Below are 14,561 nucleotides of genomic sequence, written 5' to 3' on the forward strand. Positions count from 1 at the left end.
GGAATTGGTAGACGCGCTAGCTTCAGGTGTTAGTGTCCTTACGGACGTGGGGGTTCAAGTCCCCCCCCTCGCACCAATTATCTTTACTTCCTTTCTTGTTTCTTCCTTGTTTTTTCATCCCTGATTCCAGTTCATTATCATCAGCATGACACCAGCAATAAGCGCCAGGCACGATGGTAGCAAAATGTAATGCCGTAACTGTTTGTGATACAGCATTACCGGCGTCAATACTAATCCCATCAGAATGACAATCCGCCACTGATCCGGCGATAAATCCGCATACATCAGCCCTGCAATCAGCAATCCCGGCAGCAACACTCCCCAACCACTGCCCAGCATACGTTGCAACATGGTTTCATCTCTTTCATTGATAATGATAACCAATATCATATGATAATTTTTATCATTTGCAAGCCAGAGAAATCCCTTGCTATCGGGTAAGCCTATCGCTAGGATTAGCAATCATTATCATTTAGATTACTATCCCGATTATGGCCTATCGTTCCGCACCGCTCTATGAAGATGTTATCTGGCGAACGCATCTCCAGCCGCAGGATGCTGGGCTTGCACAAGCAGTACGTGCGACGATCGCCGAACATCGTGAACATTTGCTCGAGTTTATCCGTCTGGATGAACCCGCCCCGCTTAACGCCATGACGCTGGCGCAATGGTCATCACCGAATGCGTTAAGTTCTCTGTTAGCTGTTTATTCCGATCATATCTACCGCAATCAACCAACGATGATCCGCGAGAATAAGCCGCTGATCTCCCTGTGGGCGCAATGGTACATCGGCCTGATGGTGCCGCCATTAATGCTGGCCCTGTTAACGCAGGAAAAAGCATTAGATGTGACGCCGGAACATTTCCACGTTGAGTTTCACGAAACCGGACGCGCCGCCTGTTTCTGGGTCGATGTGTATGAAGATAAAAACGCAACACCACATTCACCGCAGCAGCGAATGGAAACGTTAATTAGCAAGGCGCTTGTTCCGGTTGTGCAAGCATTAGAAGCGACTGGAGAAATTAACGGTAAACTTATCTGGAGTAATACCGGTTATTTGATCAACTGGTACCTCACTGAGATGAAGCAGCTGCTCGGCGAGGCGACAGTTGAATCGCTGCGCCATGCCCTCTTTTTTGAGAAAACGCTCACTACCGGTGAAGATAATCCACTCTGGCGTACCGTGGTGCTGCGCGACGGCCTGCTGGTGCGCCGCACTTGCTGCCAGCGTTATCGCTTACCGGATGTGCAGCAATGTGGTGACTGTACGCTGAAATAGAAAAATTTGCCGGGGAAGTAAACCCGGCATTAAGCGTATTAATAGGGGTGCAACACGTTACTTGCTTCGCAATGACGCATACATAACAGAATGTCTGCGGCCTCCAACAACCCTGCATCAGAACTGACGCCCAGTTTCGACATTACATTAAATTTATGCGCGCGGATCGTTTTGATATTGCGTTTAAGCTGCTCGGCAATTTGTGTCATTGAGTAGCCACGCGACATAAAGCGCAATATTTCTCTCTCCGTCGGGCTTAGCGTCCGGCTTTGGTTAATATACCACTGATTGTTCAATCGGTCGGTCGCCTGACGCACACCATTTAATGACAAAAAGAGTTCTTGATGAAAAATCTCCAGCGTCGACGCTTTACTTAATACACCGTCCAGCGGTGATGGCGACAATGAACCAATCAGCCGAGCTTCAATATCATCATCCGCAATAACTAAACGGCGGGTACGCGGAAACTTAATCGCCAGGTCAGTCAGGCTAGATAATCCCTCTCTGCGCTCATTTCTCATGGCAGAAAAAGAAAAAATGACTGCCGCAAATGAGATCCGCGACATGGCATCCTGAAATGACTCCTGACTGGTATAGGTATAGAGCTTATAAGGGTTACCCGCAAATTTTCTGAATAAACTCTCAATACCGATACTGCTCATGACGCATTTTTCTATGAGTGCGACATTTCTCTTCTTAATTCGGCTGTGTTCCATTCTGCGGCATCTCCATAAACAGAAGGCAAGTTAAGTTCTCTTGCACCCTGCGCGCTATTTATCCATGCATACATTTCAGCGTTGCTGTGAATTGCCAGTCGACGCATCGCACTGTTTTTTTGGGCGCTGATAGTTTTATTACTTTTCTTAAGCAATGAAGCTATCTGGTTGATGCCCCATCCTTTACCTAATAGCCGCAGTACTTTACGCTCTGAAAGAGTGAGAATAACGGAGCGATAGCTAAAATCATGCGTTTCAGTCATTGCCGGAGAGGTCAGCATGGCACTGATACGCTCTGCGTGCGTATTGCCAGAACGCACGGTCTTGACCAGATTCTCAATGGGTTCAACATCAGACAATAATGTCGCCGTAGGGCACATGAGCAGTTCTACCGCCTGGGAATACCAGGAGCGTGACACCATGAAAACCCAGTGAATTTCCCGATATTGTGAGATTAAAGAATAATAATGCTCACAAACAGAACGAGGATCTTCACTTTCACCGGCTAAATCTGCAATAACTAATCCGGAACGACGTAATTGTAATAAGGTAAGGTCCTCCGCAGAGGCGCTGGATATTATTTCATATTCAGGGAAGTGAGTCCTCATGACCTCTTTTAACCCTGCTTGCATAACAGGTATTTTACTGATAACAATTCCATTTTTGCAGCATCCTGGCAACATATTTCCTCCACATCCACTGTCTAAAAATCATGATGGTTTATTCAGGATATTCATTCCTTAAATGTTCCCAGCAAATTAATAGATTAAGCGAATAAATTATCCTTTGCATTCACTTTCATATCAGCATACTCCTGCTGCACAATAACTCCACTGCATGTGTCAGAAGGTTAGCATCAAATGATAACCTGGTGAAATAGCCTGGAGACATTTAAAATATCTACATTAAGTTGTTAGAAATACTTAATGAAAAACAGAATCCTCATTCATTTAATTTATAATTAAAAAATATTTCTTCTCGCAAAATAAAAAATCACACAATCAATATTTATTCAATAAAATCTGATAGTTTTATCTTTTTTAAACCCTAAAAAAGCACTCAGTTATCGATAATCCCGATTCGTAAAAACCAGACCATACATTCATTATACCGATAATATTCACGTTATAATTTGTTTACAGCTTGAGATTATTCGCTTTTTACCACCGAACCTCTCCCGATAACCAGGATTAATCAGCGCAATTTTGATCTTAACCTGCCGCAAAACAACCGCGCTTCATGATACAAATGGATTCTCATAATTTGAACAATACGCAGCGCGTCTATGACAAAGGGCGAGTTATGCAAACTGAGCAACAGCGAGCCGTGACACGGCTTTGTATCCAGTGCGGATTATTTCTTTTGCAACATGGTGCGGAAAGCGCGTTGGTCGATGAACTTTCCTCACGACTGGGTCGGGCGTTGGGAATGGACAGCGTCGAAAGTTCTATCTCTTCGAACGCCATCGTGCTGACAACCATTAAAGATGGGCAATGCCTGACATCGACACGTAAAAATCACGATCGCGGCATTAATATGCATGTGGTGACTGAAGTCCAGCACATTGTGATTCTGACGGAGCATCATCTGCTGGATTACAAAGGCGTAGAGAAAAGATTTAGCCAAATTCGGCCATTACGTTACCCGCGATGGCTGGTAGCCTTGATGGTCGGCCTTTCTTGCGCCTGTTTCTGTAAACTCAATAACGGTGGCTGGGACGGTGCCGTCATCACCTTCTTTGCCAGTACGGCCGCGATGTATATCCGCCAGCTGCTGGCACAACGTCATCTTCATCCACAGATCAACTTTTGCCTCACCGCTTTCGCCGCCACCACCATTTCCGGTTTGCTTTTGCAACTTCCCACTTTCAGTAATACCCCCACCATTGCGATGGCCGCCAGCGTTCTCTTGCTGGTGCCGGGCTTTCCGTTGATTAATGCCGTCGCCGATATGTTTAAAGGCCACATCAATACCGGACTGGCACGCTGGGCGATCGCCAGTCTGCTGACACTGGCTACCTGCGTCGGCGTGGTGATGGCACTGACAATTTGGGGGCTACGCGGATGGGTGTGATCGAATTTCTGTTAGCGTTGGCGCAGGATATGATCCTCGCCGCCATTCCAGCGGTCGGCTTTGCGATGGTGTTCAACGTTCCCGTTCGGGCGTTACGCTGGTGTGCGCTGCTTGGTGCGATAGGTCATGGTTCCCGAATGATCTTAATGACCAGCGGGCTGAATATTGAATGGTCAACCTTTATGGCCTCTATGCTGGTCGGCACCATTGGTATTCAATGGTCGCGCTGGTATCTGGCACATCCGAAAGTGTTTACCGTGGCGGCTGTTATCCCCATGTTTCCGGGCATCTCTGCTTATACTGCAATGATTTCGGCGGTAAAAATCAGCCAGCTAGGTTACAGCGAACCGTTGATGATTACCCTGTTAACCAACTTTCTTACAGCTTCATCGATTGTTGGTGCATTATCCATCGGCCTTTCCATTCCTGGATTATGGTTGTACCGCAAACGCCCTCGCGTATAAAATTGCCTCACTTAAAGCACGCGGATGAGAGACAGCCTCCTCTCCTCCGTGTGTTACTATAAAAGTTATCTCCCTTCTCGTTCATCGTTCCATATTTGAGAAACAGTATGTCTTCCAGAGTTTTGACCCCGGACGTCGTTGGTATTGACGCCCTGGTACACGATCACCAAACCGTTCTGGCAAAAGCTGAAGGCGGTGTGGTTGCCGTATTTGCTAACAATGCCCCGGCGTTTTATGCCGTCACGCCTGCGCGCCTGGCTGAACTGCTGGCGCTGGAAGAAAAGCTGGCGCGTCCAGGAAGCGATGTCGCTCTGGACGATCAACTCTATCAGGAACCGCAAGCCGCTCCCGTTGCTGTACCCATGGGGAAATTCGCCATGTATCCGGACTGGCAACCCGATGCCGACTTTATCCGCCTGGCGGCGCTATGGGGCGTGGCGCTAAAAGAGCCGGTGACCACCGAAGAACTGGCCTCATTCATTGCCTACTGGCAGGCGGAAGGTAAAGTCTTTCACCATGTACAGTGGCAACAAAAACTGGCGCGCAGCCTGCAAATCGGCCGTGCCAGCAACGGCGGACTGCCGAAACGAGATGTGAATACGGTCAGCGAACCTGACAGCCAAATTCCACCAGGATTCAGAGGGTAACGATGAAAAACGTTGGCGACCTGATGCAACGCCTGCAAAAAATGATGCCTGCCCATATCAAACCTGCGTTTAAAACGGGTGAAGAACTACTGGCCTGGCAGAAAGAACAAGGGGCAATCCGCTCCGCCGCTCTCGAACGTGAAAACCGGGCGATGAAAATGCAGCGCACCTTTAACCGCTCCGGTATTCGTCCACTGCATCAGAACTGCTCCTTTGAGAACTATCGCGTTGAGTGTGAAGGGCAGATGAATGCGTTAAGCAAAGCACGCCAGTATGTCGAAGAGTTTGACGGCAACATCGCCAGCTTCATCTTTTCTGGCAAGCCAGGAACCGGCAAAAACCATCTGGCGGCGGCAATCTGCAACGAGCTACTGCTACGCGGTAAATCCGTATTGATCATCACCGTGGCCGATATTATGTCGGCGATGAAAGATACCTTCAGGAATAGCGGTACCAGCGAAGAACAACTGCTTAACGATCTGAGCAACGTTGATCTGCTGGTGATCGATGAGATCGGTGTGCAGACCGAATCGAAATACGAAAAAGTGATCATCAACCAGATCGTCGATCGCCGCTCTTCTTCCAAACGCCCAACCGGGATGCTGACCAACAGTAATATGGAAGAGATGACCAAGTTGCTGGGCGAACGCGTGATGGACCGTATGCGCCTGGGCAACAGTTTGTGGGTGATCTTCAACTGGGATAGCTACCGTAGCCGGGTAACGGGTAAAGAGTATTAATCCCAATTTCTGGCGGTATACTGCGACACAATTCCACCTTGAGTAATGATGATGAAAACTGTTAAACATCTTCTGTGCTGTGCCATTGCTGCCAGCGCATTAATTTCCACCGGGGTGCATGCTGCGTCCTGGAAAGATGCGCTCTCCAGCGCCGCCAGCGAACTTGGCAACCAAAACAGCACGACACAAGAAGGCGGTTGGTCACTCGCTTCATTAACTAGCTTGCTTAGCAGCGGGAACCAGGCCTTAAGCGCAGATAACATGAACAATGCCGCAGGCATACTGCAATACTGCGCGAAGCAGAAGTTGGCTTCGGTAACCGATGCCGAAAACATCAAGAACCAGGTGCTGGAAAAGCTGGGCCTGAACAGTGAAGAGCAAAAAGAAGACACCAACTATCTGGATGGCATTCAGGGTTTGCTGAAAACCAAAGATGGTCAGCAACTCAATCTGGATAACATCGGAACGACTCCGCTGGCAGAAAAGGTGAAAACCAAGGCCTGTGATCTGGTGTTAAAGCAGGGGCTAAACTTCATTTCCTGATCCGCGAAACGCCGCGTTTTAGCTGTTACCCGGCTGACGCGGCTCTCTCCTGCCCTTTTCCCTGCTCCTGGACGGTTTTCCCCCTGTTACACGGGAAGCGACCGTAATCAAAAAAGTCTGTTTATAAACTAATTCCTAACAACATCGCATTTTTTTGACACTAGAATTGCAGCAATATGGCGACGCCATTACATTGTGCTTCTCAAAAAGCTTAAACGTTGGCTAAACGGCCCGGTTTAGTGAGGATCGCCCGTTGTCAGAACTACTCTCTTTCGCCCTTTTTCTCGCCTCTGTGCTGATTTACGCATGGAAAGCGGGACGTAACACCTGGTGGTTTGCAGCCACGTTAACGGTGCTGGGGCTATTTGTCGTTTTAAATATCACCCTGTTTGCCAGCGACTATTTTACTGGTGATGGTATTAACGACGCGGTTCTCTATACCTTAACCAACAGCCTGACCGGTGCTGGTGTCAGCAAATACATTCTGCCGGGTATCGGCATTGTGCTGGGGCTGACGGCGGTGTTCGGTGCTCTGGGCTGGATCCTGCGCCGTCGTCGTCATCATCCGCACCATTTTGGTTACAGCCTGCTGGCACTCTTACTGGCGCTGGGTTCAGTGGATGCCAGCCCGGCATTTCGTCAGATAACGGAACTGGTGAAATCCCAGTCACGCGACGGCGACCCGGACTTCGCGGCTTATTATAAAGAGCCGTCGAAAACTATCCCTGACCCGAAACTCAACCTGGTTTATATCTACGGCGAAAGCCTCGAGCGGACCTATTTTGATAACGAAGCTTTCCCGGATCTCACGCCTGAACTGGGCGCGTTGAAAAATGAAGGCCTGGATTTCAGCCATACGCAGCAGCTGCCGGGAACGGATTACACGATTGCAGGCATGGTGGCTTCTCAGTGCGGCATTCCGCTGTTTGCTCCCTTTGAAGGCAACGCCTCCGCTTCTGTTTCCAGCTTCTTCCCACAGAACATCTGCCTGGGCGATATCCTGAAGAACTCGGGTTATCAGAACTATTTCGTGCAGGGCGCGAATCTGCGTTTTGCCGGTAAAGATGTGTTCCTGAAGTCGCACGGCTTCGACCATTTATATGGCTCAGAAGAGCTGAAAAGCGTGGTGGCAGACCCACACTATCGCAACGACTGGGGATTCTACGACGATACCGTTCTCGATGAAGCGTGGAAAAAGTTTGAAGAGCTTTCCCGCTCTGGCCAGCGATTCTCACTGTTTACCCTGACAGTCGATACCCATCACCCGGATGGTTTTATCTCGCGTACCTGTAACCGCAAAAAATATGATTTTGACGGTAAGCCGAATCAGTCATTCAGTGCGGTAAGTTGCAGCCAGGAGAATATCGCGGCGTTTATCAACAAAATCAAAGCGTCACCGTGGTTTAAAGATACCGTTATCGTCGTCTCATCTGACCATTTAGCGATGAACAACACGGCGTGGAAATACCTCAATAAGCAAGATCGCAATAATCTGTTTTTCGTCATTCGTGGCGACAAGCCGCAGCAAGAAACGCTGGCGGTGAAGCGTAATACGATGGATAACGGCGCGACGGTGCTGGACATTCTCGGTGGCGATAACTATCTCGGACTTGGTCGTAGCAGTTTATCCGGGCAGTCAATGTCGGAAATCTTCCTCAATATCAAAGAGAAAACGTTGGCGTGGAAGCCGGATATCATCCGCCTGTGGAAATTCCCTAAAGAGATGAAAGAGTTCACCATCGACCAGCAGAAAAACATGATTGCCTTCTCAGGTAGCCATTTCCGTTTGCCGCTGCTGTTGCGGGTTTCAGACAAACGCGTGGAACCGCTGCCGGAAAGTGAATACTCAGCACCGCTGCGTTTCCAGTTGGCCGATTTTGCTCCACGCGACAATTTCGTCTGGGTTGACCGTTGCTATAAGATGGCACAACTCTGGGCTCCGGAACTGGCACTTTCCACCGACTGGTGTGTCTCGCAAGGGCAGCTTGGCGGTCAGCAAATTGTCCAGCATGTTGATAAAACAACATGGAAGGGCAAAACGGCATTTAAAGATACGGTCATCGACATGGCGCGTTACAAAGGCAATGTCGATACGCTGAAGATTGTTGATAACGATATTCGCTACAAAGCCGACAGTTTCATCTTTAACGTCGCCGGTGCGCCAGAAGAGGTGAAACAGTTTAGCGGGATTTCTCGTCCGGAGTCGTGGGGCCGCTGGTCCAACGCACAGTTGGGCGACGAAGTAAAAATCGAGTACAAGCATCCGCTGCCGAAGAAATTTGACCTGGTGATTACCGCCAAAGCATACGGCAATAATGCCAGCCGCCCTATTCCGGTACGCGTAGGCAATGAAGAACAAACCCTTGTGCTGGGCAATGAAGTAACCACCACTACGCTGCATTTCGATAACCCAACCGATGCTGACACGCTGGTGATTGTGCCACCTGAACCCGTCTCAACCAACGAAGGGAATATCCTCGGACACTCGCCGCGTAAGCTTGGTATCGGCATGGTGGAAATTAAAGTGGTGGAACGTGAAGGGTAATTCCTGACTGATTTGTAGGTCGCATAAGGTGCGACCTACACACCTTCTCCGGCTCACAACACATTATTAAGAAACAAAAAAAACAGCGCCCAACACTTCCCCGGACGCTGCATGGCAACTTTAATAATCTCGCCTTATAAGAAAGTAATTACACCCTTAATCAACTCACGGTTGTTAATCACATCGCGCTCATAGGTTTCTGCCAGCGTGGCGAACGGATAGCGATGGGTTAACATCATGTCGGCAGTGATTTTTCCTTCCGCCATCAGTCGACCGACTTTAGCGAAATCTTCCGGCGTGGCGTTGCGGCTGCCCATCATCGTCGTTTCTTTTTTATGGAATTCCGGATCGGAGAACTGCAACTCACCTTTAAACAGACCGACAAACACCACCGTGCCGCCGTGACGAATCAGATTCACGGTGTTATTCATTGCATGTTGATTACCTGTCGCGTCGATCACTTTCTGCGCCAGCGAACCACCAAACTGCGCCCGCAGCTGCGCGTCAAAATCTTCGGCTGACGGGTCCAGCACGGGCAACTCCAGACGCGTTGCCACATGTTCTCGGCGTGCCGGACTGGTATCCGCCACCACCACCTGTGCGCCATCAGCTTTAGCGATTGCCGCCGCGCCCAGACCAATTGGCCCCGCCCCGACCACCAGCACCTGCTCGCCGGGAGCAATAGCCGCACGACGCACCGCATGAGCGCTAATAGCGAAAGGTTCAATCAATGCTGCCGCCTGCGGGTCAATACCGTCTGCGGGCAAAATGTTCGCCACCGGCACGCTCAAATACTCACTAAAACCACCATCCTGATGCACACCAATAACTGAAATTTTTTCACAGCAATTGGTGCGACCGCTTTTACATGCCGGGCATTGCTGACAGGCAACATAAGGGATCACAGCAACTTGCTGACCATTTTTAAGATCAGCAATATTTTTACCCAGCCCAACAATCTCCCCACATATTTCATGGCCTAAAACGCGTGGATAACTAAAAAATGGTTGATTTCCACCCCAGGCATGAATATCGGTACCGCAAATCCCGACAGACTTAATTTTTATTAATGCTTCATTGTCACCCGGAATAGGTATCTCGCGTTGTTTCCAGACTAATTCTTTCGGCTGCTGGCAAATTAAAACATTCATCGTAGACATGATTCGGCTCTCCATTTTTTGTTGCCTTAGATATCAATGAAAATGAAAAATGGCAGCGGAACGGAAAATCTGTTTTGTGAAAACACACGCATAAAAATGTTTTAAATCGGGTTTTAATGGACTCACAAGGAGGAAAATATGAGTCGCTCACAAAATTTACGCCACAATGTGATTAACCAGGTCATTGATGATATGGCACGAGGTCATATCCCTTCGCCACTTCCATCGCAAAGTGCGCTGGCAGAAATGTACAACATCAGCCGCACCACAGTGCGTCATATTCTCAGCCACTTACGCGAATGCGGCGTCTTGACGCAGGTTGGAAACGACTATGTTATTGCGCGTAAACCTGACCATGATGACGGTTTCGCCTGTACTACCGCTTCAATGAGTGAACAAAACAAAGTGTTTGAGCAGGCTTTTTTTACGATGATAAACCAGCGCCAGTTACGCCCAGGAGAAACTTTTTCTGAACTGCAACTGGCTCGGGCCGCGGGTGTCAGCCCGGTTGTAGTAAGAGAATATCTTTTAAAATTCGGTCGTTATAATCTTATTCAGAGCGAAAAGCGCGGCCAGTGGAGCATGAAGCAATTCGATCAATCCTACGCCGAGCAGCTGTTTGAGCTACGCGAAATGCTCGAAACTCATTCACTTCAGCACTTTCTCAACCTGCCTGATCATGATCCCCGCTGGCTGCAGGCGAAAACCATGCTCGAACGTCATCGACTACTGCGTGACAACATCGGCAATAGCTTTCGCATGTTCTCGCAACTTGACAGAGATTTTCACTCCTTACTGCTTTCAGCTGCCGATAATATCTTTTTTGATCAATCGCTTGAGATCATCTCAGTCATCTTTCATTTTCACTATCAATGGGACGAAAGCGATCTTAAACAGCGCAATATCATTGCCGTCGATGAGCATATGACCATTCTCAGCGCTCTGATTTGCCGCAGTGACCTGGATGCCACCCTTGCGCTCCGTAACCATTTGAATTCAGCTAAACAATCAATGATTCGATCCATTAATGAGAACACGCGTTATGCTCATTAAGTACGGATTAAAAACAGCAAACTATTAGCGGGTGCACGGTTTTATCAAAAGATAAATACCGGAAAATTCCCGCTTACCTATGCTCACAATCAGTCGACTAAAAATGTTTTTGTGAGCGGTAGTAAAGTCCTAAAACTTTCACCTGCCGTTAATGTCAACCTTGCGTAATGCACAATTACGTAAACAATTAAAATTATAAATACAGGAGTCCGGCGTGGAAAAAGAAAATATCACCCTCGATCCGCGTTCTTCATTTACTCCATCTTCGTCGGCAGATATTCCCGTGCCACCAGATGGATTAGTTCAACGCAGTACCCGAATTAAACGCATTCAAACCACCGCCATGTTGTTATTATTTTTTGCGGCGGTAATCAATTATCTCGACCGCAGTTCACTGTCGGTAGCAAATTTAACGATTCGTGAAGAATTGGGATTAAGTGCCACCGAAATCGGCGCTTTGCTCTCCGTGTTTTCACTCGCTTACGGGATTGCGCAACTTCCTTGCGGCCCACTATTGGATCGTAAAGGCCCGCGCCTGATGCTGGGACTGGGGATGTTCTTCTGGTCACTGTTCCAGGCAATGTCTGGCATGGTGCACAGCTTTACGCAGTTCGTGTTGGTGCGTATCGGTATGGGAATTGGTGAAGCGCCGATGAACCCATGCGGTGTAAAAGTCATTAACGACTGGTTCAACATCAAAGAGCGCGGACGCCCGATGGGCTTCTTCAACGCAGCTTCTACCATTGGCGTTGCCGTAAGCCCACCGATTCTGGCGGCGATGATGCTGGTGATGGGCTGGCGCGGGATGTTTATTACCATTGGTGTACTGGGGATTTTTCTCGCCATTGGCTGGTATATGCTCTATCGCAACCGCGAGCACGTAGAACTGACTGCCGTTGAACAAGCTTATCTCAATGCAGGTAGCGTCAATGCCCGCCGTGATCCGCTCAGTTTTGCCGAATGGCGCAGCCTGTTCCGTAACCGCACAATGTGGGGAATGATGCTCGGATTCAGTGGCATCAACTACACTGCGTGGCTGTATCTGGCCTGGCTTCCTGGTTACCTGCAAACAGCCTATAACCTGGATTTAAAAAGCACAGGATTGATGGCGGCTATCCCTTTCCTGTTTGGGGCTGCCGGGATGCTGGTCAACGGTTACGTTACCGACTGGCTGGTCAAAGGGGGAATGGCTCCGATTAAAAGCCGTAAGATCTGCATTATTGCCGGGATGTTCTGTTCTGCCGCCTTTACGCTGGTCGTACCGCAAGCGACAACATCCATGACAGCGGTTCTGCTGATTGGCATGGCACTGTTCTGCATTCACTTTGCCGGAACATCCTGCTGGGGATTGATCCACGTCGCTGTCGCTTCTCGCATGACTGCATCGGTGGGCAGTATCCAGAACTTTGCCAGCTTCATCTGCGCTTCTTTCGCGCCGATCATTACTGGTTTTATTGTCGATACCACCCACTCATTCCGTCTGGCGCTAATCATCTGCGGTTGCGTCACCGCGGCGGGTGCACTGGCATACATCTTCCTGGTTCGTCAGCCGATCAACGACCCACGTAAAGATTAATTTCCCTATGCCCGATAACATTTTGCTTATCGGGCATTTTTATGGCGATTAAAACGTTTCCCAGTTCTCTCCGCTATCTGCCACTGCCACTTTGCGCGGCGCAGATGGCGTCACAGTTTTTACTACTGCCGATGCTTCGCGCTGGCGTTGCTGCTCTTGCTGAATCCGGAACACTGCCACAGCTTCGGTCAGGCGACTGGCCTGCTCCTCCAGCGCGGCGGCGGCAGCGGCAGATTCTTCCACCAGCGCAGCGTTCTGTTGGGTTACCCGGTCCATCTCAGCAACCGCTAAGCCAACCTGATCGATACCACGGCTCTGCTCATCAGAAGCAGAAGCAATTTCGCCCATAATGTCCGTCACGCGGGTCACAGCGCTGACAATCTCCGCCATTGTTTCCCCGGCGCTTTCGACCAGCGTAGAGCCAACATCCACTTTCCCCACCGAGTCTTCAATCAGGCTTTTAATTTCGCGAGCCGCCTGGGCGCTACGCTGGGCCAGATTACGCACTTCTCCCGCAACCACCGCAAAACCGCGCCCTTGCTCACCCGCACGCGCTGCTTCAACCGCCGCGTTCAAAGCCAGAATATTGGTCTGGAAGGCAATGCCGTCAATTACGCTGATAATATCGGCGATTTTCTGCGAGCTGGTGGAGATATCGCGCATGGTCTGCACCACGTTATCCACCACTTTGCCGCCACGTTGCGCCGTTTCGGAAGCACTTAACGCCAGGTGGCTGGCCTGACGCGCATTTTCGGCGTTCTGCTTCACCGTTGCGGTCAGTTGCTCCATGCTGGCTGCCGTCTCTTCCAGCGAAGCGGCCTGTTGCTCGGTGCGCGAAGAGAGATCGTTATTGCCGGTGGCGATTTCGCTGGCACCGCTATAGATAGCATTGGCCCCGTTGCGCACATCACCGACGGTACGCATCAGCTCTCCCTGCATATGGCGCAAACTCTCTGCCAGTTGCCCCATCTCATTAGAACCATCCACCTCAATCGGTTTCACCAGATCGCCACCTGCAATATGACGAATGCTGTCAATCAGGCGATTCATTGGCGCTACCAACGAGGCTTTAATACCGAACCAGACGGCGAAGATGACCGCCAGTACGACGATCATCACGCCCACCAGAATCCACATCGCCTGGCTGTAGGAGGCATTATTATCGCTGACGGCGATATCATAGAGCCGATCGTTTTGCTCCATGTAAGCCACATACTGCTTCTCGAAACCGTCCTGATATCCCTGAGTCGGCTGATCAAAGAATTCGTTGATTTTGCCTGCACCTAACAGTTGGATCAGTTCCGCCAGCGCATTGTGATAAATATCGTAATTACGTTTGATCTCTGCCGCTGCGGCGGTGCTCTGACGCGGGTCACGCGGCAATGCTTCGTAATCCGCCCAGTTTTTTTCCGCCTGTTTCAGCGAAATACTGGCACTCTGCATCAGCTCGGCAACGGTTGAACCGCTACCAATATTGTTCTGATCCATCATGTAGCGGATACCCGCGCGGTTGAGGGTGTTACGCGTCTGCAACAACGCGACCCAGCTGCCATTCAGCGTGGATTGCTGCTGGCGAATGGTTTGTAAAACAGTGAAATTTTCTTTGTCATTCTTTAAGGCATTAAAGAACAGACCGCCTGATGTCAGTTGTAAAAGGCCAAAAACGGCCAAAACCAGCAGTAAGCTGGTCACGATCTTGATACGTTTTAACATGGTTTCTCTTTCCACTAGACAGATACACTGGTTGTCGGCCTGGTGGTGGAA

The 14,561-nt window shown here is 49.5% G+C and carries 14 protein-coding genes; 9 read left to right on the top strand and 5 right to left on the bottom strand.

Going from position 1 to position 14,561, the window contains the following annotated elements; translation table 11 throughout:
• Positions 1-114: 114 nt before the first annotated feature.
• The gene (locus BGE37_RS13500) at positions 115-351 is read right to left on the bottom strand and encodes a DUF1435 domain-containing protein (RefSeq protein WP_123057334.1); all 237 of its coding nucleotides are present in this window, start codon (positions 349-351) and stop codon (positions 115-117) included.
• Between the two features lie 140 nt (positions 352-491).
• Between BGE37_RS13500 and fhuF the strand changes: the two genes are divergently transcribed.
• Positions 492-1,280: a siderophore-iron reductase FhuF gene (gene fhuF, locus BGE37_RS13505; protein ID WP_032185840.1), complete on the top strand. Its 789-nt coding sequence runs from the start codon at positions 492-494 to the stop codon at positions 1,278-1,280.
• Between the two features lie 38 nt (positions 1,281-1,318).
• Here fhuF and bglJ read toward each other — a convergent pair whose 3' ends face one another.
• On the bottom strand, positions 1,319-1,996 hold the full coding sequence (gene bglJ / locus BGE37_RS13510; protein ID WP_032185839.1) for a DNA-binding transcriptional activator BglJ: 678 nt from the start codon (positions 1,994-1,996) through the stop codon (positions 1,319-1,321).
• Positions 1,954-2,679 (bottom strand): helix-turn-helix domain-containing protein, encoded by a 726-nt coding sequence (locus tag BGE37_RS13515; protein WP_000936635.1) that lies wholly within the window; start codon positions 2,677-2,679, stop codon positions 1,954-1,956. Before BGE37_RS13515 ends, bglJ begins: the two co-directional genes overlap by 43 nt.
• A 619-nt stretch (positions 2,680-3,298) precedes the next feature.
• Here BGE37_RS13515 and BGE37_RS13520 point away from each other — a divergent pair.
• The 6 genes from BGE37_RS13520 to opgB all read left to right on the top strand — a co-directional run bounded on the left by BGE37_RS13520 (position 3,299) and on the right by opgB (position 9,008).
• A complete protein-coding gene (locus tag BGE37_RS13520; RefSeq protein ID WP_032185838.1) occupies positions 3,299-4,069 on the top strand; it encodes a threonine/serine ThrE exporter family protein in 771 nt (256 codons plus the stop codon).
• On the top strand, positions 4,060-4,533 hold the full coding sequence (locus BGE37_RS13525) for a threonine/serine exporter (protein WP_000538188.1): 474 nt from the start codon (positions 4,060-4,062) through the stop codon (positions 4,531-4,533). Before BGE37_RS13520 ends, BGE37_RS13525 begins: the two co-directional genes overlap by 10 nt.
• A 107-nt stretch (positions 4,534-4,640) precedes the next feature.
• Positions 4,641-5,180: a primosomal protein DnaT gene (gene dnaT, locus BGE37_RS13530; RefSeq protein WP_000098814.1), complete on the top strand. Its 540-nt coding sequence runs from the start codon at positions 4,641-4,643 to the stop codon at positions 5,178-5,180.
• Positions 5,181-5,182: 2 nt separating this feature from the next.
• A complete protein-coding gene (dnaC, locus tag BGE37_RS13535; protein WP_000799911.1) occupies positions 5,183-5,920 on the top strand; it encodes a DNA replication protein DnaC in 738 nt (245 codons plus the stop codon).
• A gap of 48 nt (positions 5,921-5,968) precedes the next feature.
• A complete protein-coding gene (yjjA, locus tag BGE37_RS13540; RefSeq protein ID WP_001361358.1) occupies positions 5,969-6,463 on the top strand; it encodes a DUF2501 domain-containing protein YjjA in 495 nt (164 codons plus the stop codon).
• A gap of 253 nt (positions 6,464-6,716) precedes the next feature.
• On the top strand, positions 6,717-9,008 hold the full coding sequence (opgB, locus tag BGE37_RS13545) for a phosphatidylglycerol--membrane-oligosaccharide glycerophosphotransferase (protein WP_001292659.1): 2,292 nt from the start codon (positions 6,717-6,719) through the stop codon (positions 9,006-9,008).
• A 134-nt stretch (positions 9,009-9,142) separates the two neighbouring features.
• Here opgB and lgoD read toward each other — a convergent pair whose 3' ends face one another.
• Entirely contained in the window at positions 9,143-10,168 is a 1,026-nt protein-coding gene (lgoD, locus tag BGE37_RS13550; protein WP_000106034.1) for an L-galactonate oxidoreductase, read from the bottom strand.
• 138 nt (positions 10,169-10,306) lie between these two features.
• Between lgoD and BGE37_RS13555 the strand changes: the two genes are divergently transcribed.
• A complete protein-coding gene (locus BGE37_RS13555; protein WP_000091572.1) occupies positions 10,307-11,221 on the top strand; it encodes a GntR family transcriptional regulator in 915 nt (304 codons plus the stop codon).
• Positions 11,222-11,435: 214 nt separating this feature from the next.
• A complete protein-coding gene (locus BGE37_RS13560) occupies positions 11,436-12,797 on the top strand; it encodes an MFS transporter (protein WP_000410144.1) in 1,362 nt (453 codons plus the stop codon).
• A 48-nt stretch (positions 12,798-12,845) separates the two neighbouring features.
• On the opposite strand, the gene tsr is transcribed toward BGE37_RS13560, so the two are convergent.
• Positions 12,846-14,510, bottom strand: a complete 1,665-nt coding sequence (tsr, locus tag BGE37_RS13565; RefSeq protein ID WP_000919558.1) for a methyl-accepting chemotaxis protein — start codon at positions 14,508-14,510, stop codon at positions 12,846-12,848.
• Positions 14,511-14,561: the final 51 nt, after the last annotated feature.

Source organism: Escherichia sp. MOD1-EC6300 (genome assembly GCF_002965045.1).
Classification (GTDB): domain Bacteria; phylum Pseudomonadota; class Gammaproteobacteria; order Enterobacterales; family Enterobacteriaceae; genus Escherichia; species Escherichia coli_F.